Here is a 26,392-nt window from a genome sequence, read left to right on the forward strand (position 1 = left end):
CCCTCCGCGGGAGGGGGGCGTTGTACCTGGCCGGCCAATAGGCTTGATCCTGCGCTGCTATGTCGGTAGCCGCATTGTCCGTACAACAATAAAAACGGGAGCATTAGCCATGTCGGTATGGGTCACTTGGCCAGCTTTGACCAAGCTGGGAACGCTGGGCGTCGTCTCGGGGCTGCTGGTGCTGGCGGTCGAACGCCAGGCCTTGTTCGAGAACAACCTCTTCGATGTCGAAAATTACGCGGGCTACAACGCCAACATCACCTGCGATGCGCGTAGCCTGGCGGCGCGCACCGAGGATGGCACCTGTAACATTCTCAGCAACCCGGCCGAGGGTTCGGTGTACCGGCGCTTTGGTCGCAACGTCAACCCGGCGGTCACCCATGGCGAAACCAGCACACTGCTCAGCCCCAACCCGCGTGAGGTGAGTAACCTGCTGATGGCGCGCGAGGAGTTCAAGCCGGCCCCGAGTCTTAACTTTATTGCTGCGGCCTGGATTCAATTTATGGTGCACGACTGGTTCGATCACGGCCCGAATGCCGATGCCGACCCGATCCAGTTCCCGTTGCCGCCGGGCGATGTACTGGGCAGTGGCAGCATGTCCGTCAAGCGCACCCAGCCGGACCCGAGCCGCAGCAGCGCCGATGCTGGCAAGCCGCAGACCTACCGCAACCACAACACCCACTGGTGGGACGGCTCGCAGCTGTACGGCAGCAACAAGGCTACCAACGACAAGGTGCGCGCGTTTGTCGACGGTAAGCTCAAGGTCAATGCCAACGGCACTCTGCCCAGCGAGCTGCTCAGCGGCAAGCCGGTAACCGGGTTCAACGAGAACTGGTGGGTGGGGCTGAGCATGCTGCATCAGCTGTTCACCCTTGAGCACAACGCCATCGCCAGCAAACTCAAGCAGAAGTACCCGACGCAGAGCGATCAGTGGCTGTATGACCGCGCGCGGCTGATCAACTCGGCACTGATGGCCAAGATCCATACTGTGGAGTGGACCCCGGCGGTGATTGCCAACCCGATCACCGAGCGCGCCATGTACTCCAACTGGTGGGGTCTGCTCGGCCAGGGCGGCCCGCGTGACGACTTCCAGGCCGAAGTGCGCATGCTGCAAGCGGACTTGGCCAAGTCCGATTCTTTCGTCAAACGCATCCTCGGTTTCGACCCGAACGTAGCTCCAGGCGTGGGTAACAGCGCCATCGACCACGCCCTGACCGGCATCGTCGGCTCTACCGCACCAAACAACTACGGCGTACCGTTCACTCTCACCGAAGAGTTCGTCGCGGTGTACCGCATGCACCCGCTGATGCGTGACAACGTGCAGGTGTATGACATCGGCTCCAACCAGGTGGCGCGCACCATCGCCCTGCAGAACACTCGCGATCGTGATGCCGAAAACCTGCTTAACGATGAGCGTCCGGAGCGCCTGTGGTACTCCTTCGGTATCACCAACCCAGGTTCGCTGACGCTGAACAACTACCCGAACTTCCTGCGTAACCTGTCGATGCCGCTGGTGGGTGATATCGACCTGGCCACCATCGACGTGCTGCGTGACCGTGAGCGCGGCGTGCCGCGTTATAACGAATTCCGCCGGCAGATCGGCCTTAAGCCGATCACCAAGTTCGAGGACCTGACCAAAGACGCCGCGACCCTGGCTGAACTCAAACGCATCTATGGCAACAACATCGAGCGCATCGACACCCTGGTGGGCATGCTGGCCGAAACCGTGCGGCCGGAAGGTTTTGCCTTCGGCGAAACGGCGTTCCAGATCTTCATCATGAACGCCTCGCGCCGCCTGATGACTGACCGCTTCTACACCAAGGACTATCGCCCTGAGGTGTACACCCCGGAAGGGATCGATTGGGTCGAACACACCACCATGGTCGATGTGTTGCGCCGTCACAATCCGCAGCTGCAGGCCAGCCTGGTTGGGGTGGAGAACGCCTTCAAACCCTGGGGCCTGAACATTCCGGCGGATTATGAAAGCTGGCCAGGGGCCAACAAGCAGGAAAACCTCTGGGTCAATGGTGCGCTGCGCACGCAATATGCGCCGGACAAACTGCCAGCGTTGCAGCCAGTGAATGTGGGCGGGCTGATTGGCTCGATCCTCTGGAACAAGGTCAAGGTCCGCAGTGACGTAGCCCCAGCGGGTTATGAAAAGCCAATTCATCCCCATGGCGTGATGGCCAAGGTGAAGTTCGTCGCAGTGCCGAACAACCCCTACAGTGGGCTGTTCCAGGGCTCTGACAACGGCCTGCTGCGCTTGTCGGTTACCGGTGATCCCGCCGATCGCGGCTTCGCCCCGGGCCTGGCATGGAAGGCCTTTGTCGATGGTAAACCGTCAGAGAACGTGTCCGCCCTCTACACCCTGAGCGGGCAGGGCGGTAACCATAACTTCTTCGCCAACGAGCTGTCGCAGTACGTGGTGCCGGAAGCCAACGACACCCTGGGCACGACCATTCTGTTCTCGGCGGTGAGCCTCAAGCCGACACTGCTGCTGCTCAACGACATGGCAGAAGTCACCCAGGCCGGCGCCACCGTGGCCAAACCCAAGGCACCGACGCAGATTTACTTTGTGCCGCGCACCGAGCTGCGCAATCGTTTCGCCAGCACCGCACATGACTTCCGTGCGGACCTGCTGACCCTCAATGCCGGTACCAAGGTCTATGACGTGTACGCCACGTCGATGGAGATCAAGACCTCGATCATTCCGTCGATCAGCCGCAATTACGCCGCTCAACGGCGCAACAGTGCGGTGAAGATTGGCGAAATGGAGCTGACTTCGGCCTTTGTCGCGTCGGCGTTCGGCGATAACGGGGTGTTCTTCAAGCACCAGCGTAACGAAGACAAATAAGCGTTAGTCGCGCTAAAGCAAAAGGCCTCGGTGGATACCGAGGCCTTTTTTATTGCGGTGCTGCTCTGTGCGTGCGGCCGAGAGGTTACTCGCGCAGGTCGATAGCGCCGGGCTCGGCCTTGTCGAACAGGTGATCCGGATTGCTCGGCAGGATGCCGGGGCGGTAATCCTCGCGCACATCACCGAGTACCCGGATATCGCTGTATTTCTTCCCGGAGAGCGCGGCCAGGCCGGCGCCATCGCGCACCACGGTCGGGCGCAGAAAGACCATCAGGTTGCGCTTGATGCGGGTTTCCTTGGTCGAACGAAACAGTGCTCCCACCAATGGAATGTCACCCAGCAACGGCACTTTGGAGTCGGCCTGGGTGACGTCATCCTGAATCAGCCCGCCGAGCACAATGACTTGGCCGTTTTCGGCGAGGATGGTGCTCTTGATCGAGCGTTTGTTGGTGATCAGGTCAACCGCATTGACGCCCTGGCTGGTGGGGGCAATGGAGGAGATTTCCTGCTCGATCTCCAGGCGTAAGCTTGCCCCTTCGTTAATGTGCGGGGTGACCTTGAGGGTAACGCCGATGTCCTGGCGCTCAATGGTAGTGAAAGGGTTGTCCGCGCCCGAACCGCTGGTGGTGAAGGAACCGGTCTGGAAGGGCACGTTCTGCCCGACCAGAATTTCCGCTTTCTGGTGATCCAACGTCAGCAAGCTGGGCGTGGACAGTAGATTGCTTTTGCTATTTGCCGACAGCGCAGTAATCAGTACCCCGAAACTGTCTGTGCCCAGGCCGATGATGGCGCCATCCGGCAGGTTGGCCAGGGTGTTGTTATCAGTGTCGCTGCCGCTGTCCTGAATGGCTTGTAATACACGGCCCACAGACAATCCTGTGCCGCTGAAGTTGGTTCCGCCCAGGCCACCGGTACTGCCGCGGCCATCCACGGCCCACTGCACACCGAGGGCGTCGGTGATATCGCCGGAGACTTCGACAATCGCTGCCTCTACCATAACCTGCGCGCGCGGTACATCCAGCTGGCGCACGATGTCTTCCAGGGTCGCCACCACATCGGGTTCAGCCAGCAGCACCAGGGCGTTGAGGCTTTCGTCGGCGCGGATCAGGATGGTCTGCGGTTTGCCGGTGGTTTCGCCACCGGCTTCTGGTTTGAGCTTCTCGGAAATCTCGCCGAGGGTTTCCGCCAGGCTCTTGGCATCGCCATGGCGCAGCCGAATCACCCGGGTATTGGCCGAGCGGCTGGTGGGCGTATCCAGTGATTGGGCCATGGCCACCAGCTTGGCCCGTGCTGCCGGTGGGCCGAGCAGAATCAGGCGGTTGGTGCGGCCGTCGGCAATCACCTGAGTGCCGGACGCGCCCTTGGCCTGGCCACGATCCACGGCATTGCGCAGCACTTCGGCGGTGTCCATGACCCAGGCATGCTGCAGGTTGAGCACGCTGTAATCATGCTGGCCTTTCTGATCGAGCTGGCGCAGCAGGTCTTCGATGCGTTCAATGTTGGCGGTACGGTCGCTGATGATGATCGCGTTGGCTGTGGTGATGGCGGCCAAATGACCGTATTGCGGCACCAGTGGGCGGATCAGCGGAATCAGTTCGGTGGCCGAGCCATGCTGTACCTGAATCAGTCGGGTTTCCAGGCGGTCTGGTGCGTTGCGCCCGGCGTCCGCATCGGCCTTGGCCTCGGTGTTGGGCACGATGCGCGCTTGGTCGCCCTGGGTGATTACGCTGAAGCCGTGGGTGGCCATCACCGAGAGAAACAGCTGATACACCTCGGTCAGCGTCAGCGGGCTGTTTGACACCACACTGACCTGGCCCTTGACCCGCGGATCGACGACAAAGGTCTGTCCACTGATCTGCGCCACCTGGTCGATAAACTCGCGGATATCGGCACCCTTGAGGTTGATGGTCCAGCTTTCCTCCTGCTGGCTGGCGCTGGGCGCCACAGCAGTCACGGCAGCAATCAGCGGCAGTGGGCTGCAAGCCAGGCCCGCAGCCAACAGAGCGAAGGTAAGGCGCGAAAGAGTCGGGGTCATCGTGTCAGTTGGTTTCCGTTGGCAAATCGGTGGGTTCTGGGGTGTCCGGCACACTGTCGGAGGCCTGCATCTGCTGGCGCAGGGCATCCATGCGTTCGCGCAGCTGAATCAGGTCATCGGATTGCAGCTCGCTGAGCTGTTCCAGTGGGTCTGTTGAGGTCTCGCTTACACTGCTTGGCAAGCTGCTCGTCGCCAGAGCGCTGAGGGGGAAGCTGAGGCTTTCACGGCGGCCATTGCGCAATAACTCGACGCGGTCGGCGGCTACCGCATGCAGGCGAACGCCGCTGCTGATTTCACTGTTGATGGTGTAACGCTGCGCGCTGCTGCCTTCGCTGCGAATAATCGCGCTGGAACGCTGCGGGTCGGCATGCACGAAGCTGCCCAGCAGCGTCAGGCGCAGGTCGGTATTGGGGGCGGGGCTGTCGCTGGTCACGCTGCTGGTGCCGAACAGCTGGCCGATTTCAGTGGGTTGTGCGGCGGTTTGCGCGGTGTGCGCCGAGGTTTCAGCTGTCTTTGCCGGGGTGCGCAGCAGGCGTAGCCACTCGGCACTTTGCCAGGTCAGGCTGAAGCTCATGACGGTCACCAGCGCAAGTCCCACCAGGGTGGTGGCATGGCGCTGCAGCCAGCGTTGGGAAGCCAAAAGGGGCAAGGGGCGTCACTCCAGAACTTATTATTATGTGGCGTGGATCGCGCCCTGATCATAGACACTTGCCAGGAGTTTGACAGCCCCCCGTTGGGGTAGTGTGTCGTTCTGATCAATGTGCTAAAGATAGCGCGCGGTTTTCCTGCTAAATCCTGCTACTTACAACTATTAATTCACAGAGCCCTGGCTTGCTGTTGTGCATTTGGCGTCCTGCGGCGCTGCTTCGGTTACTGTGACAAAGGCATGTTACGAATGAATGCGTTGCTAACCGAAGCTCCTGTTCGGCGTTTGCCGTTTAGTTTTGCCAAGCGCCATGGGGTGGTGCTGTTGAGCGCCAACGGGCTGCCGAGCCTGGCCTATCGCCCGGGTGTGGAACTGGTGGCGTTGGCCGAAGCACAGCGGTTTGTTGGCGTGCGCCTGCCGCTGCACGCCATGACCCTTGAGGCCTTTGAGCAGGCGCTGGGGCAGGCGTATCAACATGACTCGGCGTCCATGCAATTGGCCGAAGACATCGGTGGCAGCCTGGACCTGGCAGCATTGGCCGAGCAGGTGCCGGAAACCGAAGACCTGCTTGAGCAGGAAGACGACGCACCGATCATCCGCTTGATCAACGCCATCCTCGGTGAGGCGATCAAGGAAAACGCGTCTGACATTCACCTGGAAACCTTTGAAAAACGCCTGGTGGTGCGCTTTCGCGTCGATGGCGTACTGCGTGAAGTGCTCGAACCCAAGCGCGAGCTGGCGGCCTTGTTGGTCTCGCGGATCAAGGTCATGGCGCGGCTGGATATTGCTGAGAAGCGCATCCCGCAGGATGGTCGTATTTCCCTGAAAGTCGGTGGCCGTGAAGTCGATGTGCGGGTTTCGACTCTGCCCTCGGCCAATGGCGAGCGGGTGGTGCTGCGTTTGCTGGATAAACAAGCCGGCCGCCTCAACCTGCAACACCTGGGCATGAGCGCGCGTGACCGTGATCTGATGGAAGCCACCGTGCGCAAACCCCACGGCATTCTCTTGGTGACCGGGCCAACGGGTTCGGGTAAGACCACCACGCTGTACGCCAGCCTGGTCAGCCTGAATGACCGCACGCGCAATATCCTCACCGTTGAAGACCCGATCGAATATCACCTCGAAGGTATCGGCCAGACCCAGGTCAACACCAAGGTCGACATGACCTTTGCCCGTGGCCTGCGGGCGATTTTGCGCCAAGACCCGGACGTGGTGATGGTCGGCGAGATCCGCGACAAGGAAACCGCTGAAATCGCCGTGCAAGCCTCGCTGACCGGCCACCTGGTGCTCTCGACCCTGCACACCAACAGCGCCATCGGTGCGATTACCCGTCTGGTGGACATGGGCATCGAACCGTTTCTGCTGTCATCGTCCTTGCTCGGCGTGCTGGCCCAGCGTCTGGTGCGGGTGCTGTGCCCGCATTGCAAAGAGGCCTATCAAGCCGATGAAGCCGAGTGCACCTTGCTCGGCGTACCGTTCGCACATCCGCCGACCTTGTTTCACGCCCGTGGCTGCGCCGAGTGCCATCAGCAGGGTTACCGTGGCCGCACCGGCATCTACGAGTTGGTGGTGTTCGATGACCACCTGCGCACGCTGATTCACAATGCCGCCTCCGAGCAGGACATGACCCGTCACGCCCGTACCCTCGGCCCGAGCATCCGTGAAGATGGCCGGCGCAAGGTGCTGGAAGGGGCGACCACGGTCGAGGAAGTGTTGCGCGTGACGCGAGAGGAATAGCGCGTGGCCGCCTTCGAATACCTCGCCCTCGACAGCAAAGGCCGCCAGCAAAAAGGCGTGCTGGAAGCCGACAGCGCGCGCCAAGTACGGCAGATACTGCGTGAGCGGCAGCTAGCCCCGCTGGACGTCAAAGCCACGCGCACGCGGGAAAATGCCGGGGCGGGCTCGCACTTCAGTTTTAACCGGGGCATTTCGGCGCGCGATTTGGCGCTGATCACCCGCCAGTTGGCCACCCTGGTACAAGCCGCTTTGCCGATTGAGGAAGCCCTGCGTGCGGCCGCCGCACAAGCCACTGCGCCACGTATTCAAAGCATGCTGCTGGCCGTGCGTGCCCGCGTGCTGGAAGGCCATGACCTGGCCAGCAGCCTGAAAGAATTTCCCTCGGCCTTTCCCGAGCTGTACCGCGCCACGGTGGCGGCGGGTGAGCATGCCGGCCATCTCGGCCCGGTGTTGGAGCAACTGGCCGACTACACCGAACAACGCCAGCAGTCACGGCAGAAAATCCAGTTGGCACTGCTCTATCCGCTGATTCTGATGTGCGCCTCGCTGCTGATCGTCGGCTTCCTGCTTGGCTATGTGGTGCCGGACGTGGTGCGGGTGTTTGTCGATTCCGGGCAAACCCTGCCGGCGCTGACGCGCGGCCTGATCACCCTCAGCGATTGGGTCAAAGGTTGGGGCTGGCTGGCGGTGATTCTCGCCATCTTGGGCGTGTTCGCCCTGCGCTGGGCGCTGCGTGATGATGCGGTCAAAGCGCGTTGGCATGGCTTCTTGCTACGCATCCCGCTGGTGGGCCGCTTGATTCGCGCCACCGACTGCGCACGCTTCGCCTCAACCTTGGCGATTCTGACCCGCAGCGGTGTGCCGCTGGTGGAAGCGCTGGGCATCGGCGCGCAGGTGATCGCCAACCGGGTGATTCGCGCTGAGGTGGTGATTGCCGCACAAAAGGTGCGCGAGGGCGGCAGCCTGACCCGCGCCCTGGAGGCCAGCGGCCAGTTTCCGCCGATGATGCTGCACATGATTGCCAGCGGCGAACGCTCGGGTGAACTCGACCAGATGCTGGCACGCACGGCGCGCAATCAGGAAAACGATCTGGGTGCCCAAGTGGCGCTGCTGGTGGGGCTGTTCGAGCCCTTTATGCTGGTCTTTATGGGGGCGGTGGTGCTGGTGATCGTACTGGCCATTCTGCTGCCGATTCTGTCTCTCAATCAGTTGGTGGGGTAAACAGTGAATAAGCGTCAAAAGGGTTTCACGCTGATCGAAATCATGGTGGTGGTGGTCATTCTCGGCATCCTCGCCGCGCTGGTGGTGCCGCAGGTCATGAGCCGGCCCGATCAAGCCAAGGTCACCGTGGCCAAGGGCGATATCAAGGCTGTAGCGGCCGCGCTGGATATGTACAAGCTGGATAACCATGCCTACCCGAGTACCCAGCAGGGCCTGGAAGCGCTGGTGAAGAAACCTTCTGGCAACCCGCAGCCGAAAAACTGGAACCGCGACGGTTACCTCAAGCGCTTGCCGGTCGATCCATGGGGCAACGTCTACCAATACCTGGCACCGGGCACCAAGGGGGCTTTCGACCTGTATTCCCTGGGCGCCGACGGCAAGGAGGGCGGCAGTGATCAGGATACCGATATCGGTAACTGGGACCTCTGATCTTCATGCGCCAGCAACCGAGCCAGGCTGGGGGCTTTACCCTGATCGAACTGCTGGTGGTGCTGGTGATTCTTGGCAGCCTGATCGGTATTGCCGTGCTCAGTGTGGGTATCGCCGGCCCTGGACGCGAGTTGCATAACGAAGCTGAACGGTTGGCCGGATTGATTGGTGTGCTGGCCGAGGAAGCGGTGCTGGACAACCAGGAATACGGCCTGCTGCTCAGTCGCGAGGCCTATCAAGTGCTGCGTTATGACTCAGCGAAACAGAGTTGGCAGGCCTTGTCGGCCAAGCCCCATAAGCTGCCGGGCTGGGCCGAGCTGAGTGTCGAGCTGGAAGGCGCGGCGCTGGAGTTGCCGCTGCCAGAGGGTGAAGAACCCAGCAAAGGCGCACTGACGCCGCAGTTGTTGTTGCTGTCGAGCGGGGAAATCAGCCCGTTTCGTTTGCGCCTGGCCGAGCGCCGCGCCGATGGACTGCGCCTGCAATTGGTTAGCGATGGTTTCCAATTGCCCAAGGTTGAGAGCGAGCAGCCGGCAGGGCGCAAACGATGAGGCGCGTGGGCGGCTTTACCCTGCTGGAGGTGCTGGTTGCTTTGGCAATTTTCGCCCTGGTCGCCGCCAGCGTATTGACCGCTAGCGCGCGCAGCCTGCAAACCGCCTCGCGGTTGGAAGAAAAGACCCTGGCCATGTGGATCGCCGACAACCAGCTGGCGGAGTTGCAGTTGTCGAAGACCCCGGTTGCTGATGGCCGCGACGAGGGTGAGGTGGACTTCGCCGGGCGGCGCTGGCAGTGGCAAAGCGAGGTGCAGGCCACCAGCGAGGCGGATATGCGCCGCGTCACACTGTGGGTTGCGCCCGCCGAACAGGGGCGTTCGGGCGGCGATGTGCGCGAGCGTTCGGTGGTCAGCCTGAATGGTTTTCTGGGGGTGACGCCATGAGGACAATGCGTGGCTTCACTCTGCTTGAACTACTCATTGCCATCGCCATTTTCGCCCTGCTGGGGCTGGGTACTTACCGCATGCTCGACAGCGTATTGCAAACCGACAAGGTCACCCGCGCCCATGAACTGCAATTGCGCGAGCTGGTGCGCGCCATGGCCGCATTCGAGCGTGATGTGCTGCAGGTGCAGGCCAGGCCCTCGCGTGATCCCTTTGGTGATCCACGCGCCGCCTTGCTCGGTGAAGACCTCGATAACCCAGCCCTGGAGCTGACCCGTAGTGGCTGGCGCAATCCCTTGGGGCAGTCGCGCTCCGGTCTGCAGCGGGTGCGCTGGCAACTCAGTGGCGAGCAGTGGCAGCGTCAGTACTGGACGGTGCTGGATCAAGCGCAGGACAGCCAGCCGCAGGTGCAGCAGGCGCTGGATGGGGTGACCCGGGTGCAATTGCGCTATCTGGATCAGGAGGGCACCTGGCAGACCCGTTGGCCGCCGTTGGAAAAGAACCCCGACGAAGCGCTCAAAGTTCTGCCTCAAGCCATTGAGCTGGTGTTGCAGCATCGCCGTTATGGCGATCTGCGCCGTGTGCTGCGCCTGCCTGAAGGTTTGCCAGAGCGTCTGCAGCAAGCACCCGAGCCGAACCCTGACGAGCCCGCCGAACCCGGTGGCGATATTCCCGAGGAGCCGCGCTCATGAGTCGGCAGCGCGGCATGGCGCTGATCACCGTCTTGCTGGTGGTGGCGGTGGTCACAGTGGTCAGCGCCGGGATTATCGCCCGCCAGCAATTGTCGATCCGCAGCAGCGCTAACCAGCTGCACGTCCGCCAGGCCTGGCATTACGCCCTGGGCGGCGAAACCCTGGCCAAAGCTATCCTGCAGCGTGACCTGCGTCAGGGCGATCCACGTGCCCCGATTGATCATCTTGCCGAGATCTGGGCCAAGCCGCAGGCACCGTTCAGCCTGGATGAGGGGGGCACACTGCAGGTGCAGATCAATGACCCAACGGGGCGTTTCAACCTCAACAGCCTGCTGCGCCAGGGGCAGCCTAACGAGGCTGCACTCGGGCAACTGCGCCGCCTGCTACTCGGATTGCAGATCGACACGCCTTACGCCGAACGCCTGCTCGACTGGTTGGATGCCGATGACCAGCCCCGCGGTGGTTACGGTGCCGAAGATAACCAGTATCTGCTGGCGCTGCCGCCTTATCGCGCGGCTAACCGCGAGCTGGCCGATGTGTCCGAGCTGCGCCTGCTGCTGGACATGAACGAGGCGGATTACCAACGCCTGTTGCCTTATGTCAGCGCTTTACCGGCGGATGCCACCCTCAACGTCAACACCGCCAGCGCACGAGTGCTGGCCAGCCTGGCTGAAGGTCTGCCGCTGAGCACGGCGCAAGGGTTGGTCGCCGCGCGAGGCCGTGAGGGTTATCGTGATGTACCGAGCTTTACCGCTCAGCTCGGCGGCCTGCAGGTGCAAAGCCAGGGTCTGGCAGTGGGTAGTCAATATTTTCAGGTGGTGAGTGAGGTCACGGTTGGCGAGCGCCGGCAGATTCTGCGCAGCACCGTGCAGCGCGCCAATGATGGTCGTGTTTATGTTCTAGCCCGTGATTTGGGGCAGGGTGCAATGGCGCCAGTGCTTGTCGAGGAAGTGCAACCATGAGTCAGACCTATGTATTTCTGCCGCCCGCCGCCTGTGCTGGCGCGCAGGCTGATCTACCCGTGCAGTGGGTGGCCGACGGGGTCAGCGAAACCCTGGCGTTTGGTGATGCGCAGACGCAGCTTGGCGCCAGCTGGACCTTGGTGCTGCCCGTTGAGGCGGTAACGGCCTGCGCAGTCACTCTGCCGACGCGCAAAGCCCGTTGGTTACGCCAGGCGCTGCCGTTTGCGGTGGAGGAGCTGCTCGCCGAAGAAGTCGAGCTGATGCACCTGGCGTTGGGTGAGCAACTGGCTGATGGTCGCCATCGCGTATTTGCCGTACGCCGCAGCTGGCTGGCCGGTTGGTTGGCATTGTGCCCCACAGCGCCGCAGGCGATTGCCGTGGATGCCGATCTGTTGCCAGGGCCGGGTTCTGCGCTCTTGTCGCTGCATGGTCGCTGGTTGCTGGGCGGTGAGAATGTTACGCGGATGGCGCTGCAGGCGCAGGACTGGCCGCAGCTGAGCCCCCTGTGTGTGCAACCGCAGGTGGCCTGGTGTGATGCGCAGCATTCGGTGCCGCAGCCTGTGGATGAGCGGATGTCGGTTGCCGATCCCTTTGTCTGGCTGGCTCAGCAGCCGCTGCGCAACAACCTGGCGCAGGGCGAGTTCGCCGTGCAAAGCAGCAACGGCCAGTGGCAACGCTGGCGGCCACTGTTGGGGTTGGTGGGTATGTGGTTGGTGCTGCAGTGGGGCCTCAATCTGGCGCAGGGCTGGCACCTGCAGCGGCAGGCCGATGAATACGCCGCCGCCAGCGCCGCGTTGTACAAGGAGCTGTTCCCGCAGGACAGCAAGCTGGTCAATCTGCGTGCGCAGTTTGATCAGCATCTGCAGGTCGGTGCGGGCAGTGGACAAACCCGCTTGCTCGGCTTGCTGGCTCAGGTCAGCGGCGCGCTGGCTGCCGATGGCGGGCAGGTGCAGATCAGTCAGGTGGATTTCAGCGAGGTGCGCGGCGATTTGGCCATGCAGGTGCAGGCCGCCGGCTTTGCCGAACTGGAACGTCTGCGTGAACGTTTGCAGGAAAGTGGTCTGGCGGTGCAACTGGGTTCCGCCAGCCGTGAAGGTGCAGGCGTCAGCGCACGCGTGGTGATCGGAGGATGAGTATGGTTTCGCAAGGTAAAGGCTTTACCGCGCAGCTGGATAATTCGCTGTTGCTGCAACGCTGGCGGGCATTGGCGCCACGTGAGCAGTTCGCGCTTGGCAGCTTGGGCGCGTTTCTGCTGCTGTTGCTGCTTTATCTAACGCTCTGGCAACCGGCTCAGGAGCGCCTGGTCGCAGCGCGCAGTGCGTTTGAAACACAGCGTGAATTGAATGCCTACCTGCATAGTCAGGCACCAGCGGCGCGCAATCTGGTCAGCACTCCGCAACAGGCGATTGATCCGGAGCGGCTGCAAGGCTTGGTCACGGCCACGGCTGCGACCCAGGGTCTGACCATCGAACGCCTGGACAACTCTGGCGACGGCGCCGTGCAGCTCAACCTGCAACCCGCGCCTTTTGCCCAGTTGCTGCGTTGGTTCACGGTGCTGCAGGAGCAGGGTGTGCAAATCGCCGAAGCCGGGCTGGATCGCGCCGAAGACAATAAGGTGGCTGCTCGGCTCAGTCTGCGGGTGGCGCAATAAGGGTGCGCCGTGCCCTGTGATAGCACCTGGCAAGGGCAGCGTTTTTTGTACTTTTTTAGAAAAACTTGAAGCAGGGTGTTGACTTAGGTGCGGCCCTTGCGTAAATTTCGCGCCTCGCAAGCAGCGGGTGATTAGCTCAGCTGGGAGAGCATCTGCCTTACAAGCAGAGGGTCGGCGGTTCGATCCCGTCATCACCCACCACTCTTGTGAAACCGGACGAAAGTCCACCGACGCGCAGCGGTAGTTCAGTCGGTTAGAATACCGGCCTGTCACGCCGGGGGTCGCGGGTTCGAGTCCCGTCCGCTGCGCCATATTTTCCAGCCTGGGTTAGCTCAGGTTGAGATGAAGAAGCCTCAGGGCTGATGCATCAGACGAAGCAAGAGTTCTACGGACGTAAGTCCACCGACATGCAGCGGTAGTTCAGTCGGTTAGAATACCGGCCTGTCACGCCGGGGGTCGCGGGTTCGAGTCCCGTCCGCTGCGCCATATAGGAAGCCCGCTGATAGCGATATCAGCGGGTTTTTTATTGCCTGTTTTCCGTGGTTTCAGTTGAAGGGACGCCACGCGACAACCTGTCATCTTGCATTCATCTGCCTGCTCTAGCTTGATTGGCATGCTCTTTGTTTGTGCAATGAGTGATTGCTGACATATCGAGTGGGAGGAACAGGCAATGGATGATTATCAAGAAGAGCTGCTGGAAGCGCGCGCCACCGAGCTGGATGTGCCGGAGCGTGACGAAGACGCCACCGAACTCTGATCCTTTTAGTGCTGTTAGAGCGCTCGGCGCTGCTCGCGGCGATATTCGCCTGGGGTTTGCTGATTCCAGCGTTTGAACGCGCGTTGGAAGGCTTCGGCGGAGGCAAAACCAAGCAGGTAGGCGATTTCGCCGAAGGCCAGTTCGGTGTCACGGATATAGGCCATGGCCAGGTCGCGGCGGGTGTCGTTGAGGATGCTGCGAAACTGCGTGCCTTCCTCGGCCAGCTTGCGCCGCAGGGTCCAGGTCGGTAGCTGTAAGCGCGCCGCTACTTCGGCGAGGTCCGGTTCGCGGCCGTGCAGCAGCGGGCCGAGCAACTGAGTAATGCGCTCGTGCAAGTTGCGGGTGCGGGTCAACTGCGTCAGTTCCCGTTCACAGATTTCTAGCAAGTGCCGCCAGGTGCTCGGACAGTGTTCGGGGTTCCGTAAGTTCAGGCTCTGCTGGCTCAGGCGCAGCTGGTTGTGCTCACTGGCAAACTCTATTGGGCAGGCAAACAATTCGCTGTACTGCGCAGCATAAACGGGCGCGGGAAATTCAATCTGCACTTTCTCCACGGGCAGCGTCTGCTGCGCCAGCTTGCTGAGCTGTTGCGTCCAGCTGGCCAGCACCGAGTCGACCACGAAGCGGTTGTAGGCGTTGTACGGGCTGATCGAATAGAAGCGCAGCCAGGCGCCCTGAGCGTCTTCATGCAGACTGGATTGGCCACGGTAGTTGCTGGCATACAGCGGCTCAAAGCGAATCAGCGCGCGCGCCGCTTCCCGCACGGTCGGTGCCTGCATCGCCGTCACGCCAGCCAGGCCCAGTTGGCTCAGGCGGCTGGTTTGCCCCATCAGCAGGCCAAGGCCGGGTTCGCCGCATTGCTGGATGGCGCTATGGCCCAGGCGCATATAACGCGGGATCGACAGCCGCGCGCGCGGTTCGGCCAGGCGCGCGGCATCCAGGCCATAACTGTCGAGCAGCGGTTGTGGATCCTGGGCGCAATGGCGCATGGCATCGGCCAGGCTATCGACAAAGCCGACGGAAAGATCGCCCAGTTTGACCCGTGTGCTTTTCATTGCCCGGTTCTGCCTTGTTTTGCTCAGGTGGTGCGATGGCGTCAGGGTAGGTAAGTGCCAGGGCTTTGCCAAGTTGCACTGCTATTTATGATCAATAAGTTGTTATTTTTAGTCATTGAGACGTCCGCCCCGGCTGATTATCGTCTAGACCCTATCGACCGCACCCAGCAAGAGGCTGCGGCATTTCCGTGAACAGCCAACACCCGATGTGGAGATTTTCATGACTGCTCAGTACCCCCACCTGCTGGCCCCGCTCGATCTGGGCTTTACCACGCTGAAGAACCGTACCCTGATGGGTTCGATGCACACCGGGCTGGAAGAAAAGCCGAATGGTTTTGAGCGCATGGCGGCCTACTTCGCCGAGCGCGCCCGTGGCGGTGTTGGCCTGATGGTGACGGGTGGTATCGGCCCGAATGATGAGGGCGGCGTGTATTCCGGCGCAGCTAAACTGACCACTCCGGAAGAGGCGGAAAAGCACAAGATCGTGACCCGCGCCGTGCACGAAGCCGATGGCAAGATCTGCATGCAGATTCTCCACGCTGGCCGTTATGCCTACAGCCCGAAATCGGTCGCGCCGAGCGCGATTCAGGCGCCGATCAACCCGTTTAAGCCCAAAGAGCTGGACGAGGAGGGCATCGAGAAGCAGATTCTGGATTTCATCAACTGCTCCGTGTTGGCCCAGCAGGCCGAGTACGACGGTGTGGAGATCATGGGTTCGGAAGGTTATTTCATTAACCAGTTCCTCGCTGCTCATACCAACCACCGTACCGACCGTTGGGGTGGTAGCTACGAAAACCGCATGCGCTTGCCGGTGGAGATCGTCCGCCGCGTGCGTGAGGCCGTTGGCCCTAACTTCATCATCATCTATCGCCTGTCGATGCTGGATCTGGTGGAAGGCGGCAGCACCTGGGACGAGATCGTCCTGTTGGCCAAAGCCATCGAAAAAGCCGGCGCGACCCTGATCAACACCGGTATTGGCTGGCACGAAGCGCGTATCCCGACCATCGCCACCAAGGTACCGCGTGCGGCCTTCACCAAGGTTACCGCCAAGCTGCGCGGCGAGGTCGGCATTCCGCTGATCACCACCAACCGCATCAACACCCCGGAAGTGGCTGAGCAGGTGCTGGCTGAAGGCGACGCTGACATGGTCTCAATGGCGCGCCCATTCCTCGCCGACCCGGACTTTGTCAACAAGGCCGCTGCCGGTCGCAGTGATGAGATCAACACCTGCATCGGCTGTAACCAGGCCTGTCTGGACCACACCTTCGGCGGCAAGCTGACCAGCTGCCTGGTCAACCCGCGCGCCTGCCATGAGACCGAGCTGAACTACATCCCGACCACCACGGTGAAAAAAATCGCCGTGGTCGGCGCTGGCCCTGCCGGGTTGTCCGCGGCCACGGTTGCTGCCGAGCGTGGCCACAGCGTGACCCTGTTCGATTCGGCCAGCGAGATTGGCGGCCAGTTCAACGTGGCCAAGCGTGTGCCGGGCAAGGAAGAGTTCTTTGAAACCTTGCGCTACTTCAAGCGCAAGCTGGAAACCACGGGTGTCGATCTGCGCCTGAACACCCGCGTATCGGCCGATGACCTGGCCAAGGGTGGCTACGACGAAATCATTCTGGCCACCGGTATTGCGCCGCGCACCCCAGCCATTCCGGGCATCGAGCACCCCAAGGTGATCAGCTACCTGGACGCCATTCTGCAGCGCAAGCCAGTCGGCCAGAAAGTGGCGGTGATTGGTGCGGGCGGCATTGGCTTCGACGTTTCCGAGTTCATCACTCATCAAGGCGAAGCGACCAGCCTCAACCGCGACGAGTTCTGGAAGGAGTGGGGCATCGACACCGCCCTGGAAGCCCGCGGTGGTGTGGCGGGCGTGCAGGCCCATCCGCATCCGGCGGCGCGTGAGGTGTTCCTGCTGCAGCGCAAAAAATCCAAGGTCGGCGACGGCTTGGGCAAAACCACTGGCTGGATTCACCGCACCGGCCTGAAGAACAAGAACGTGCAGATGCTCAACGCGGTCGAGTACCTCAAGGTCGACGACGCCGGCCTGCATATCAGCATCGCCGGTGGCGAGCCGCAGGTATTGCCGGTGGATACGGTGATCGTCTGCGCCGGTCAGGACCCGCTGCGTGAACTGCAGGAAGGCCTGGAAAACGCCGGCCAGGTCGTGCACCTGATTGGCGGTGCCGATGTCGCCAGCGAGCTGGATGCCAAGCGCGCAATCAACCAGGGCTCGCGCCTCGCTGCCGAACTCTGATAACAGACGCCCCGCCTTGTGCGGGGCTTTTTGCATGTGGCTCACAACAATAAGGAGAAGCCCGTGACTGAGAATGCTCAACTGCAACCGGCCGCCGCTGCCACCCTGGCGCGCTGGCACACCCTGATGCAGAACAATGACTTGAGTCCGTTGCCTGAACTCTTGCACCCGCAGGCGGTGTTCCGCTCGCCCATGGCGTACAAGCCTTATGCCGGCGCACCCGTGGTGTCGCTGATTTTGAATACGGTGAGCAAGGTGTTTGTCGACTTTGCTTACCACCGCGAGCTGGCCAGTGCTGATGGCCTCAACGTGGTGCTGGAGTTCAGCGCCAAGGTGGGGGAGCGCGAGCTCAAAGGCATCGACATGATTCGCTTTGATGAAAGCGGCAAGATTGTCGATTTCGAAGTAATGGTTCGCCCCATGAGCGGCCTGCAGGCCTTGGGTGATGAAATGGGCCGACGCCTGGCTCCTTTTCTGGCGGCGGCCAAAGCCTGACGCGTTGCACCAAATCCATCACAGTTTCGCCCTGTCGGTCGGTTTTTAGCGGCTGGCTGTCAGGGTGACTGCCAACCCAGTCACATTGCTGGGCTTGGTTTATCCCCTAGACTTGCCTGAACTAAGGGTGCAGCGTCTGCTCCGCAGGTCTTGCTTGGCCCGTCAGAATGTTGTCAGTCTTGCTATGCGCGCCAATTTTTGCGCAGCATGTGCACGATGCGTCACAGCTGAGCGGATCGTGCCGTTTCGGCCTAGAGGAAAACCAATGAGCATGCAGAGCAAGCCGCAGATGGTCGAGGCCGTACTGTTCTTCAGTGAGCGCGGCGGCATCTGCAAGCAAATGTTTTTCCCCGAGTTCGAAGCGCTGCTCGACGGTGTGGTGAACATGCCGGAGTTTGCTGACCAGCAGATGCGTGTGGCTTATGCGCTGATCAACCCGCGTTTGCTGATCAAGTCACTGGTGTTCTTCTACCTGGATTTCGATGAGAAGGGTGCGCCGGATTCTGGCTGGAACATCCCTCTGCAGCACCTGGCTGAGCGCGCAGGACGCGGGCCGGACCTGGGGGCTGGGCCGATTCGTCTGGCGTGCCGCAGTCAGTGTCCGGTGTCCTGGCATCAGATGCACCTCTGGGACCCGAGCCTGGTACCCGGCAACAATGATCTGGCGTTGCTGCGTGATGTGGTCAAGCGCAACAGCCTGGGTCTGCTGGTGGAAGATGAACTGCCTGCGGCCGTTGCGCCCGAGCGCTTGCAGATGGCCTCCGAGGACAAATGGTATGCGCCCGATCTGGCGCAGGAAGATGCGCTCAGGGCGAGTGACAAGCTTGACCAGGAGCACCGCCTGAAAACGGCGCAGTTGATCAAGCAGCAACGCCTGCGCATCAGCAGCCTGACCCAGCAGCATGAAGAAGAATTGGCCAAGTTCAAGTTGGCCAGTGACGAGCAGAGCAAGAACCTGCAGGCGCAGATTCAGGGTTTGCATCAGGCCTTGCGCCTGCAGGAAGAGCACAATGCGGCACTGAAAGCCCAATTGGCCGCACAGGCTGTGAGTTTCCAGCGGTCCCGCGAGGAAATGACCGCACAACTGCGTGAGCTGGAACGTGATGGGCGCAGTGAAACTGACAGCCTGCGTGCCCAGTTCGAGAGCGAGATGCAGGCCAAGATTGCTGCTGCCGTGATCGAGTACAAAGAGCAGATTGCCATTCGTGATGTTGAGCTGGCCTACCGTAGCGAGCAGGACACCCAGGCGTTACAAGAGATCAACCGGCTCAAGAGCGCTTACACGGAACTGGCCAGCCAGGGTGGCGAGCAGATTCTTGAGCGTTTGGCCAAGCTCGGCGTGGTGTTTGTGGTCTATCACCCGGGGGCCGGGCACCTGACCATCCCACTGCAGGATATTGCCACCTATCAGGACAATCCGTTGGCCTATGCCGCGGCCAAGTGTTTTGTCAGTGAACAGCAATACCGGCATTGGCTGGCACACTATCAGCAACCCAGTTGTGAGTCATTGCTGCCCAGTGGCGAACGCTGTGCCATCCCGATTGACCGTATCGATACGCCCAGCCGGTTTGTCCAGGGTGAATCCAGCTGCTGTGCACGGCACAAGGCCAGTAGCCGTTTGCGTACTGTCAGTTAGCCTTGTCTGTCCTTCTGCCAGACTGGGCGCCCTGTGCGCCCTTGCAGCCGTTGCCGCTGGATTGGGCTCAGGCGGCCGGGATTGAGTTGGCGGTGTTGCGTCTGGACCTGCTGGACCCGCTGATCAGCGGTAACAAGTGGTTCAAGCTCTCCCAGCACTTGGCCGCCGCCCAGAATGGCAGGGCTGCGGGTGTCATCAGCCTGGGTGGTGCCCATTCCAATCATCTTCATGCATTGGCTGCCGCCGGTAAGCGCTTTGCCTTTCAGACGGTCGGGCTGCTGCGCGGCCATCCGCAGCAAACGCCAACGGTCAGTGATCTACAGGCATTTGGTATGCAGTTGCATTGGTTGGGCTATGCCGGTTATCGAGCTCGGCATGCCGCCGATTTCTGGTTGCCCTGGCAGGCGCACTATCCACATTTCTACGCGCTGCCGGAGGGTGGTGGTGGTCTGCCGGGCGCTTTGGGCTGCATGAGCCTGGTGCAGCAAGTGCGCGAGCAGTTGTCCGTATTGGGGTGGGCGGACTATGACGCCTGGTGGTTGGCGGCCGGAACCGGCACCACCCTGGCTGGCTTGCTGCTGGGTGAATCGACCGAGCGTCCTGTGCATGGCGCTCTGGCTGTGCCGGCCGATCACGGCGTCGAGCAGCAAGTACAGGCGATTCTGCAGGCGGCTGAGCGACCGGTAGGGCGCTATCACCTGCATGAGGCTTGTCGGGGTGGCTTTGCGCAGGTGGATGACGCGTTGCTGGATTTCATGCAGGCGACTGAAGCCGCCAGCCGTATTCCGCTGGAGCCGCTGTATACCGCCAAGGCGTTAATGGCATTGCGCCGGCAGGTCGAGGCCGGTTACTTTGCTCGCGGCAGTCGCCTGGTGTTCGTCCATACCGGAGGCTTGCAAGGCCGTTTGGCAGCGTTGGCGAAGCACACAGGCGTAACGCGGCTAAACTGAATTCCACCAGCGGAGCCTGGATATTCCATGAGCGAACCCCTCAATCCCGAACAGTTGCGTAGCCTGACGCCACTCAACGTGCTGTCCGAGCAGCAATGGCGCGAGCTGCGTTCACAGCTGGTGCCGCAGCCATTGCTGGCGGGGCAGTTGCTGTTTCGCTCGGGGGATCAGGCGCGCTTGACCTACTACCTGCTGGCGGGCGAGTTGCTGCTGCAGTCGGTTGATGGTCAGGAGCAGCGATTACAGGCTGGCAGTGAAGCCAGTTGCCACCCGTTGTCGCCAAGTTTGCCGCGTTTGCACGAGGCGCGTGCGATAACGGATGTCAGTGTGCTGGCATTGGATACTGCAACCCTCAACCGACTGCTGACTTGGCGTCTGGCCTATCACGACCTGTTACTGGAGCTGGGGCAGAACCATGAAGAGGTCGAGTGGCTGGAGCGGATGCTGGAAAATCCATTGTTTGCCAAGGTGCCGCCCTCAAATGTGCGTGCGATGCTGGAGCGCCTGCAGCGCATCGAGTTACCGGTCGGCAGTACCGTGCTGCAAGAGGGGGATGTGGGCGATAGCTGTTACTTCCTGAAAAATGGCCGTGCTGAGGTGATTCGCGGCGCAGGCAGCGCTCAGCAGGTGTTGGCTGAGCTGGAGATCGGTGCCTGCTTTGGTGAGGAGGCCTTGTTGGCCGACAGCCCGCGCAATGCCACGGTCACCATGCTGGACGATGGCGTGGTGCTGCGCCTGGATCGTCAGGACTTCTTCGCCCTACTCAAGGCGCCGGTGGTCGATGAGGTGTCGTTGGGGGAGGCTTCGCGTTTGCTGGCGGCGGGGGCGCAATGGCTGGATGTGCGCCTGCAGGACGAATATGAGCGCGCCCATGCGCTGCAATCGTTGAACATGCCACTGCAGTTGCTGCGCCTGAAAGCCCGTTTGCTCGATAAGCGGCGCACCTACCTGTGCTACTGCGACAGCGGTAAGCGCAGTAGCAGTGCCGTGTTTCTCCTTTCGCAACTGGGGTACAGCGCCTATGCCCTGCGCGATGGAGTGGATGCCCTGCCGGCGGTGCAGCGTGATGCCTTGCTGTGCGAGAGCGGCTCGGGTTATCTGGCGCGCTCGGGCGGGCGTACCGAACGCAGTCTCTGAACTAGCTGGCCGGCTGCGTCGGCCAGTGATCGTTGACCAAAAATACCCGCTCAGCTTCCTGCCAGCTGTGCTCTGAGCCCTCGACCAAACGTACAAGCAGCTGCGCATTGGCGTCTGCGGGCAGCGCCGTCAACCATTGCTTGAATTGCTCGCGCGACCACCGCTGTCCTTCTTCGATCTGTGCCGGTGCCAGCCAGGCGTGCCGTGCCAGCGGCTGCCAGTGGCCGTCGTGCTGTGCGGCAAAACGCGCCCAGTCGGCGCGATGCAACCAGCGTCCACGTAGATGCGCGGGGTTGCCGGTCAGGGGGGCAGCGTACGACTGCTGCCAGGGGGCGAACAGGTAACCGCCTAACCACAATGCGGCCTTGGGCGAGCGAATATTCAGTTCCGCCAGCCGCTGCTGGGCTTCGGGGCGGGCTGAAAGGGGCAACTGGTGCTGGCCCAAATGTGCCAGCTTGAGATCCAGGCGGTCGTGGCTGCCAGGGCCGAGCCAGTCGGCCAGGTTGCTGCCGCTGGCCTGTTGCTGGCCTAGGTACAGTTTGATCGCCAGCTCGAGGTGATGCACACCTTCCTCGTCACGCAGCAGCATATCCAACTCACCTAGGGTGTGACCCTGCTGGCGGATGGGCAGGTTGGCGGCCAGCACTTCGATACCCGGTGCAGCATGCAGGGCAAACTGCCAGAGGCGCTCGTAGTAAAGCCCCAGGCGGCGTACCGAGCTTTGGCTCAGCCATTGCTGCAGGGGCTGGCTGTCGGCATCCAGGCTTATTAACCAGTCAGCCAGCGCCTCCGGTTGCTGGCTCCAGGCGCTGGCCTTGAGAGGATAACGCTGTGGCCAGGCGCTCTGCTCCAGCAGGGGCGGTGAAAGCAACGCCCAGGCCAGGTCACGCACGGCGGGCTGGCGCAATTGCGAGGGCAGGTCGGTGAGTGAGGGAAAGGGCGTCATGTGGCGAGCATAGCGCAGAGCCGGACGGCGGTTTGCTGCTGCCATGGGCTTTCGCCCATAATCTGGCCCTCTAGATCCAGAGCCTGGCGGGAGCACCATGGAGCAATTTCGTAATATCGGCATCATCGGTCGGCTGGGCAGCACCCAGGTTCTCGACACCATCCGCCGGCTGAAGAAATTTCTGCTCGCTCGTCATCTGCACGTGATCCTTGAAGACACCATCGCTGAAGTGCTGCCGGGGCATGGTCTGCAGACGTCCTCGCGGAAGATTCTCGGGGAGGTCTGTGACCTGGTGATCGTCGTTGGCGGCGACGGCAGCATGCTGGGTGCTGCCCGCGCTCTGGCGCGACATAAGGTGCCGGTGTTGGGCATCAACCGAGGCAGCCTGGGCTTTCTTACCGATATTCGCCCCGATGAGTTGGAGGTGAAGGTTGCTCAGGTGCTGGAAGGGCATTACCTGACCGAAAACCGCTTTCTGCTGGAAGCCGAGGTGCGGCGCAGCGGCGAAGCCATCGGCCAGGGCGACGCCCTGAATGATGTGGTGCTGCACCCCGGCAAATCCACCAAGATGATCGAGTTCGAGCTGTATATCGACGGTCAGTTCGTCTGCAGCCAGAAGGCTGATGGCCTGATTATCGCCACGCCGACCGGGTCAACTGCCTATGCGCTATCGGCCGGTGGCCCGATCATGCACCCCAAACTGGACGCCATCGTCATCGTGCCGATGTACCCGCACACCCTGTCCAGCCGACCGATTGTGGTGGATGCCAACAGCGAGCTGAAAATCGTCGTCTCCAAGGACCTGCAAATTTATCCGCTGGTTTCCTGTGACGGGCAGAACCACTTCACCTGTGCGCCGGGAGACACCATCACGGTGGCCAAACGGCCGCAGAAACTGCGCCTGATTCACCCGCTGGACCACAACTACTATGAGGTCTGCCGCAACAAACTCGGTTGGGGCAGCCGGCTTGGAGGAGGGGATTGATGCACCTCGATCCTGCTCGTGGTTATGACCTGATCGGTGATATTCACGGCTGCGCGAAAACTCTGGAACGCCTGCTGAGCACCTTGGGTTACCGGTTACAGGCCGGTGTTTGGCGGCATCCGCAGCGCATGGTGATCTTCCTCGGTGATCTGGTTGACCGTGGTCCGCGGATCCGCGAAACCCTGCATCTGGTGCGTGACATGGTCAGCGCCGGGCAGGCCCTGTGCATCATGGGTAACCACGAATTCAATGCCTTGGCTTGGAGCACGCCGGCGGCGCCGGGCAGTGGACGGCAGTTCGTTCGCGAACACAACCCGCGGCATGCGCGGTTGATCAAGGAAACCCTGGAGCAGTTCGACGCCTACCCGGCTGAGTGGCAGGCGTTTCTCGACTGGTTCTACGCGTTGCCGCTGTTTATTGATGCCGGACGGTTCCGGGTGGTCCACGCCTGTTGGGACGACAGCCTGATCGAGCCGCTGCGGGCGCAGTTTGCCGATGGCTGTATTGATGAAGAGTTCCTGCAGCAGGCGGCTGTATACGGCAGCTTTGCCAACACCGCGCTGGATCGCCTGCTGCGCGGCACCGACATGCGCCTGCCACACGGCATGACCCTGACCAGCGACGACGGTTTTACCCGCGCGCATTTCCGTACCAAATTCTGGGAAGAAGACCCGCAGACCTACGGCGATATCGTCTTTCAGCCCGATGCCTTGCCGGAACTGGCGGCGCAGATGCCGCTCAGTGAGATGCAGAAAACCGAACTGCTTAAATACGGTGCCGATCAGCCACTGTTGTTTGTTGGCCATTACTGGCGCAGCGGCAAGCCTGCACCGATTCGCAGCAACCTGGCCTGCCTGGATTACAGCGCCGTCTTGAACGGCAAACTGGTGGCCTATCGGCTTGACCAGGAAGAGCGCCTGGAGGCCAGCAAGTTTGTCTGGGTCGATGTCGACAGTCCGGAGGCGCGGCCATGAGTGCTGTTGCGGCAATGCGTTTGCCTGAGGATGTCGATCTGACAGGTTTTATTACCTTGTTGCAACGCTTGCAGGTGCCGCACCGGGTTGCGGAAGAGGCAGGCGAGCAGGTGCTCTGGGTGCAGGGAGAGCCGTTGGCCGAGCAGGTGCGTGAGCTTTATGGGCGCTACCCACAGGGTGATGCCGAGGTATTGCTTGAGCCATCACCGGCTTCTGTGCAGGCCGCTCCGGGCTTTGTCCAACAGCTGAAAAGCAGTCCGTTGACTGCCATGATGCTGGCACTGACCTTCTTAGTCTTTGCTGTCACTGGTACAGGTGAGAATTACACGACAATTCGCTGGTTTAGCTTTGTCGATTTTCGCATTCAGGATGACCATATCTATCTTGCTTACCTGAATGAAACCCTGGCTAGCAGCCAATGGTGGCGCTTACTGACACCGATGCTGATTCATTTCGGTATTCTTCATCTGGCCATGAACAGCCTCTGGTACTGGGAGCTGGGTCGGCGGATCGAGGCGCGTCAGGGTGCCATGATGCTTCTGGGGTTGACGCTGCTGTTTAGCCTTGCGGCCAATTTTGCCCAATACCTGCACGCTGGCCCCTCACTGTTTGGTGGTCTGTCCGGGGTGCTGTACGGCTTGCTTGGGCATTGCTGGATTTTCCAGCGCTTGGCGCCCACGCCGGCCTATCGGTTGCCGCCGGGCGTATTGGTGATGATGCTGGCCTGGCTGCTGATTTGCATGACCGGCATCTTCGAGTTGCTGCAATTCGGTGCAATTGCCAACGCGGCGCACGTCGGCGGTTTGCTGAGCGGGTGTCTGACCGGGCTGCTGGGCGGTCTTTGGGCGCGTCGGCGATACGCGTAGTAGCGTGACAGGCTGGTAAACTGCCACTTTGCATTTGGAGGCGCGTATGTCGTCCTTTCTCGAAGCGATTGAAAACATCACCCCTGAGATTTATCAGAACCTCAAACTGGCTGTGGAAATCGGTAAATGGCCGGATGGCCGCAAGCTGACCCAAGAACAGAAGGAACTGACCTTGCAGGCCTTGATCGCCTGGGAAATCCACAACCTACCGGAAGAAGAGCGCATTGGTTACATGGGCCCGCAGGAATGCAGTTCCAAGTCCGAGCCGATTCCCAATCTGTTGTTCAAGTCCTCGGATACCCTGCACTGATGAGCGAGTTGGCCCGTGGTGCCCTGAGCAAAATGGCGGCGCAGCTGGATGCGCCGGTGCAATACAGCTTTCGTCTGGGTGATGACCTGCTGCCGGTAAACCCGCTGATCGGCAAGACCCTGCGCCTGGAATATTTGGGCGCAATCCATTGCACGCATTGTGGACGCAAGACCAAGAGCAGCTTCAGTCAGGGCTATTGCTACCCCTGTATGCAGAAGCTGGCGCAGTGCGACGTCTGCATCATGAGTCCGGAGCGTTGCCACTATGAGGCGGGCACCTGCCGCGAGCCGAGTTGGGGCGAGCAGTTCTGCATGACCGATCATGTGGTCTACCTGGCCAACTCCAGCGGCGTCAAAGTCGGCATCACCCGCGCCACGCAGATTCCCACGCGCTGGATCGACCAGGGCGCAATGCAAGCGCTGCCGATTTTGCGCGTCGCCACCCGTCAGCAGTCCGGCTTTGTTGAAGACTTGCTGCGCAGCCAGGTGGCGGACAAAACCAACTGGCGCGCGTTGCTCAAAAGCGATGCCGAACCGGTGGATTTGTACGCTGTGCGCGAGCAATTGTTTGCCACCTGCGCCAGTGGTCTCACCGAGCTGCAACAACGCTTTGGTCTTCAAGCCATTCAGCCGCTCAGTGATCAGCCGGTGGTGCAGATCAGTTATCCGATTGAGGCCTATCCGACCAAGATCACCAGCTTCAATCTGGACAAGAATCCGCTGGCCGAAGGTACCTTACTGGGCATCAAGGGCCAGTACCTGATGTTCGACACCGGCGTGATTAATATCCGCAAATACACCGCTTACCAGCTGGCCGTCCACGAACTGGCCGCCTGAGTTACTTATTCGCGAACCCGGCGCCCGCGCGCC

General features: G+C 61.3%; 24 protein-coding genes and 3 tRNA genes. 23 read left to right on the plus strand and 4 right to left on the minus strand.

The window, feature by feature from the left end; all coding sequences use genetic code 11:
• Positions 1-109: 109 nt before the first annotated feature.
• Positions 110-2,854 (plus strand): peroxidase family protein, encoded by a 2,745-nt coding sequence (locus tag OU997_RS15640; RefSeq protein ID WP_108486132.1) that lies wholly within the window; start codon positions 110-112, stop codon positions 2,852-2,854.
• A gap of 85 nt (positions 2,855-2,939) precedes the next feature.
• Here OU997_RS15640 and gspD read toward each other — a convergent pair whose 3' ends face one another.
• Together gspD and OU997_RS15650 are read right to left on the minus strand one after the other, a co-directional pair.
• A complete protein-coding gene (gene gspD, locus OU997_RS15645) occupies positions 2,940-4,889 on the minus strand; it encodes a type II secretion system secretin GspD (protein ID WP_267807413.1) in 1,950 nt (649 codons plus the stop codon).
• 4 nt (positions 4,890-4,893) lie between these two features.
• Complete coding sequence (locus tag OU997_RS15650; RefSeq protein ID WP_267807415.1) at positions 4,894-5,538, minus strand: type II secretion system protein N; 645 nt, start codon at positions 5,536-5,538, stop codon at positions 4,894-4,896.
• Positions 5,539-5,775: 237 nt separating this feature from the next.
• Between OU997_RS15650 and gspE the strand changes: the two genes are divergently transcribed.
• The 12 genes from gspE to OU997_RS15710 all read left to right on the plus strand — a co-directional run bounded on the left by gspE (position 5,776) and on the right by OU997_RS15710 (position 13,647).
• On the plus strand, positions 5,776-7,272 hold the full coding sequence (gspE, locus tag OU997_RS15655) for a type II secretion system ATPase GspE (RefSeq protein ID WP_256583060.1): 1,497 nt from the start codon (positions 5,776-5,778) through the stop codon (positions 7,270-7,272).
• 3 nt (positions 7,273-7,275) lie between these two features.
• On the plus strand, positions 7,276-8,493 hold the full coding sequence (gene xcpS, locus OU997_RS15660; RefSeq protein ID WP_267807416.1) for a GspF family T2SS innner membrane protein variant XcpS: 1,218 nt from the start codon (positions 7,276-7,278) through the stop codon (positions 8,491-8,493).
• Positions 8,494-8,496: 3 nt separating this feature from the next.
• Positions 8,497-8,922: a type II secretion system major pseudopilin GspG gene (gene gspG / locus OU997_RS15665; RefSeq protein WP_267807418.1), complete on the plus strand. Its 426-nt coding sequence runs from the start codon at positions 8,497-8,499 to the stop codon at positions 8,920-8,922.
• Between the two features lie 5 nt (positions 8,923-8,927).
• The gene (gene gspH, locus OU997_RS15670) at positions 8,928-9,470 is read left to right on the plus strand and encodes a type II secretion system minor pseudopilin GspH (RefSeq protein WP_090252280.1); all 543 of its coding nucleotides are present in this window, start codon (positions 8,928-8,930) and stop codon (positions 9,468-9,470) included.
• Positions 9,467-9,856, plus strand: a complete 390-nt coding sequence (gene gspI, locus OU997_RS15675; protein ID WP_267807422.1) for a type II secretion system minor pseudopilin GspI — start codon at positions 9,467-9,469, stop codon at positions 9,854-9,856. Before gspH ends, gspI begins: the two co-directional genes overlap by 4 nt.
• The gene (gene gspJ, locus OU997_RS15680; protein ID WP_267807424.1) at positions 9,853-10,548 is read left to right on the plus strand and encodes a type II secretion system minor pseudopilin GspJ; all 696 of its coding nucleotides are present in this window, start codon (positions 9,853-9,855) and stop codon (positions 10,546-10,548) included. The genes gspI and gspJ overlap by 4 nt, the downstream gene beginning before the upstream one ends.
• Positions 10,545-11,510, plus strand: a complete 966-nt coding sequence (gene gspK, locus OU997_RS15685; RefSeq protein WP_267807426.1) for a type II secretion system minor pseudopilin GspK — start codon at positions 10,545-10,547, stop codon at positions 11,508-11,510. Before gspJ ends, gspK begins: the two co-directional genes overlap by 4 nt.
• Positions 11,507-12,643: a type II secretion system protein GspL gene (gene gspL, locus OU997_RS15690; RefSeq protein WP_267807428.1), complete on the plus strand. Its 1,137-nt coding sequence runs from the start codon at positions 11,507-11,509 to the stop codon at positions 12,641-12,643. Before gspK ends, gspL begins: the two co-directional genes overlap by 4 nt.
• Positions 12,640-13,161, plus strand: a complete 522-nt coding sequence (locus OU997_RS15695; protein ID WP_108486121.1) for a type II secretion system protein M — start codon at positions 12,640-12,642, stop codon at positions 13,159-13,161. Before gspL ends, OU997_RS15695 begins: the two co-directional genes overlap by 4 nt.
• 125 nt (positions 13,162-13,286) lie before the next feature.
• Positions 13,287-13,362, plus strand: a tRNA-Val gene (locus OU997_RS15700).
• Positions 13,363-13,395: 33 nt separating this feature from the next.
• Positions 13,396-13,472, plus strand: a tRNA-Asp gene (locus OU997_RS15705).
• Positions 13,473-13,570: 98 nt separating this feature from the next.
• Positions 13,571-13,647 (plus strand) — tRNA-Asp (locus tag OU997_RS15710).
• 285 nt (positions 13,648-13,932) lie between these two features.
• On the opposite strand, the gene OU997_RS15715 is transcribed toward OU997_RS15710, so the two are convergent.
• Complete coding sequence (locus tag OU997_RS15715) at positions 13,933-14,970, minus strand: AraC family transcriptional regulator (RefSeq protein ID WP_267807431.1); 1,038 nt, start codon at positions 14,968-14,970, stop codon at positions 13,933-13,935.
• 220 nt (positions 14,971-15,190) lie between these two features.
• Between OU997_RS15715 and OU997_RS15720 the strand changes: the two genes are divergently transcribed.
• The 5 genes from OU997_RS15720 (at position 15,191) to OU997_RS15740 (ending at position 21,442) form a co-directional block, all read left to right on the plus strand.
• Positions 15,191-17,224 carry an NADPH-dependent 2,4-dienoyl-CoA reductase gene (locus OU997_RS15720; protein WP_267807433.1) on the plus strand — a complete coding sequence of 678 codons (2,034 nt, stop codon included), beginning with the start codon at positions 15,191-15,193 and terminating at the stop codon, positions 17,222-17,224.
• A gap of 126 nt (positions 17,225-17,350) precedes the next feature.
• Positions 17,351-17,719, plus strand: coding sequence for a polyketide cyclase (locus OU997_RS15725; protein ID WP_108486135.1), 369 nt, complete (start codon positions 17,351-17,353; stop codon positions 17,717-17,719).
• 265 nt (positions 17,720-17,984) lie between these two features.
• The gene (locus tag OU997_RS15730; protein ID WP_267807435.1) at positions 17,985-19,355 is read left to right on the plus strand and encodes a chromosome partitioning protein ParA; all 1,371 of its coding nucleotides are present in this window, start codon (positions 17,985-17,987) and stop codon (positions 19,353-19,355) included.
• 2 nt (positions 19,356-19,357) lie between these two features.
• Entirely contained in the window at positions 19,358-20,305 is a 948-nt protein-coding gene (locus OU997_RS15735; protein ID WP_267807437.1) for a 1-aminocyclopropane-1-carboxylate deaminase/D-cysteine desulfhydrase, read from the plus strand.
• Between the two features lie 27 nt (positions 20,306-20,332).
• The gene (locus OU997_RS15740) at positions 20,333-21,442 is read left to right on the plus strand and encodes a cyclic nucleotide-binding domain-containing protein (protein ID WP_108486114.1); all 1,110 of its coding nucleotides are present in this window, start codon (positions 20,333-20,335) and stop codon (positions 21,440-21,442) included.
• A gap of 1 nt (position 21,443) precedes the next feature.
• On the opposite strand, the gene OU997_RS15745 is transcribed toward OU997_RS15740, so the two are convergent.
• On the minus strand, positions 21,444-22,388 hold the full coding sequence (locus tag OU997_RS15745; RefSeq protein WP_267809923.1) for a DUF1853 family protein: 945 nt from the start codon (positions 22,386-22,388) through the stop codon (positions 21,444-21,446).
• 97 nt (positions 22,389-22,485) lie between these two features.
• Between OU997_RS15745 and OU997_RS15750 the strand changes: the two genes are divergently transcribed.
• The 5 genes from OU997_RS15750 to OU997_RS15770 are packed head-to-tail and all read left to right on the plus strand — an operon-like array spanning position 22,486 to position 26,359.
• Positions 22,486-23,373 carry an NAD(+) kinase gene (locus OU997_RS15750; protein ID WP_108486113.1) on the plus strand — a complete coding sequence of 296 codons (888 nt, stop codon included), beginning with the start codon at positions 22,486-22,488 and terminating at the stop codon, positions 23,371-23,373.
• On the plus strand, positions 23,373-24,347 hold the full coding sequence (locus tag OU997_RS15755) for a metallophosphoesterase (RefSeq protein ID WP_108486112.1): 975 nt from the start codon (positions 23,373-23,375) through the stop codon (positions 24,345-24,347). Before OU997_RS15750 ends, OU997_RS15755 begins: the two co-directional genes overlap by 1 nt.
• Positions 24,344-25,213 carry a rhomboid family intramembrane serine protease gene (locus OU997_RS15760; protein WP_108486111.1) on the plus strand — a complete coding sequence of 290 codons (870 nt, stop codon included), beginning with the start codon at positions 24,344-24,346 and terminating at the stop codon, positions 25,211-25,213. The genes OU997_RS15755 and OU997_RS15760 overlap by 4 nt, the downstream gene beginning before the upstream one ends.
• A gap of 46 nt (positions 25,214-25,259) precedes the next feature.
• A complete protein-coding gene (locus OU997_RS15765) occupies positions 25,260-25,523 on the plus strand; it encodes a YeaC family protein (protein ID WP_108486110.1) in 264 nt (87 codons plus the stop codon).
• Positions 25,523-26,359 carry a DUF2797 domain-containing protein gene (locus OU997_RS15770; protein ID WP_267807441.1) on the plus strand — a complete coding sequence of 279 codons (837 nt, stop codon included), beginning with the start codon at positions 25,523-25,525 and terminating at the stop codon, positions 26,357-26,359. The genes OU997_RS15765 and OU997_RS15770 overlap by 1 nt, the downstream gene beginning before the upstream one ends.
• Positions 26,360-26,392: the final 33 nt, after the last annotated feature.

The organism is Pseudomonas sp. SL4(2022), assembly GCF_026625725.1.
Lineage (GTDB): Bacteria > Pseudomonadota > Gammaproteobacteria > Pseudomonadales > Pseudomonadaceae > Aquipseudomonas.

Bases quoted from the DNA above. Each gene is read 5' to 3' on its own strand.
- OU997_RS15640 (WP_108486132.1), top strand. From the start codon at position 110: ATGTCGGTATGGGTCACTTGGCCAGCTTTGACCAAGCTGGGAACGCTG.
- gspD (WP_267807413.1), bottom strand. From the start codon at position 4,889: ATGACCCCGACTCTTTCGCGCCTTACCTTCGCTCTGTTGGCTGCGGGC.
- gspE (WP_256583060.1), top strand. From the start codon at position 5,776: ATGTTACGAATGAATGCGTTGCTAACCGAAGCTCCTGTTCGGCGTTTG.
- gspH (WP_090252280.1), top strand. From the start codon at position 8,928: ATGCGCCAGCAACCGAGCCAGGCTGGGGGCTTTACCCTGATCGAACTG.
- gspI (WP_267807422.1), top strand. From the start codon at position 9,467: ATGAGGCGCGTGGGCGGCTTTACCCTGCTGGAGGTGCTGGTTGCTTTG.
- gspJ (WP_267807424.1), top strand. From the start codon at position 9,853: ATGAGGACAATGCGTGGCTTCACTCTGCTTGAACTACTCATTGCCATC.
- gspK (WP_267807426.1), top strand. From the start codon at position 10,545: ATGAGTCGGCAGCGCGGCATGGCGCTGATCACCGTCTTGCTGGTGGTG.
- gspL (WP_267807428.1), top strand. From the start codon at position 11,507: ATGAGTCAGACCTATGTATTTCTGCCGCCCGCCGCCTGTGCTGGCGCG.
- OU997_RS15695 (WP_108486121.1), top strand. From the start codon at position 12,640: ATGAGTATGGTTTCGCAAGGTAAAGGCTTTACCGCGCAGCTGGATAAT.
- OU997_RS15715 (WP_267807431.1), bottom strand. From the start codon at position 14,970: ATGAAAAGCACACGGGTCAAACTGGGCGATCTTTCCGTCGGCTTTGTC.
- OU997_RS15720 (WP_267807433.1), top strand. From the start codon at position 15,191: ATGACTGCTCAGTACCCCCACCTGCTGGCCCCGCTCGATCTGGGCTTT.
- OU997_RS15725 (WP_108486135.1), top strand. From the start codon at position 17,351: ATGCAGAACAATGACTTGAGTCCGTTGCCTGAACTCTTGCACCCGCAG.
- OU997_RS15730 (WP_267807435.1), top strand. From the start codon at position 17,985: ATGAGCATGCAGAGCAAGCCGCAGATGGTCGAGGCCGTACTGTTCTTC.
- OU997_RS15740 (WP_108486114.1), top strand. From the start codon at position 20,333: ATGAGCGAACCCCTCAATCCCGAACAGTTGCGTAGCCTGACGCCACTC.
- OU997_RS15745 (WP_267809923.1), bottom strand. From the start codon at position 22,388: ATGACGCCCTTTCCCTCACTCACCGACCTGCCCTCGCAATTGCGCCAG.
- OU997_RS15750 (WP_108486113.1), top strand. From the start codon at position 22,486: ATGGAGCAATTTCGTAATATCGGCATCATCGGTCGGCTGGGCAGCACC.
- OU997_RS15755 (WP_108486112.1), top strand. From the start codon at position 23,373: ATGCACCTCGATCCTGCTCGTGGTTATGACCTGATCGGTGATATTCAC.
- OU997_RS15760 (WP_108486111.1), top strand. From the start codon at position 24,344: ATGAGTGCTGTTGCGGCAATGCGTTTGCCTGAGGATGTCGATCTGACA.
- OU997_RS15765 (WP_108486110.1), top strand. From the start codon at position 25,260: ATGTCGTCCTTTCTCGAAGCGATTGAAAACATCACCCCTGAGATTTAT.
- OU997_RS15770 (WP_267807441.1), top strand. From the start codon at position 25,523: ATGAGCGAGTTGGCCCGTGGTGCCCTGAGCAAAATGGCGGCGCAGCTG.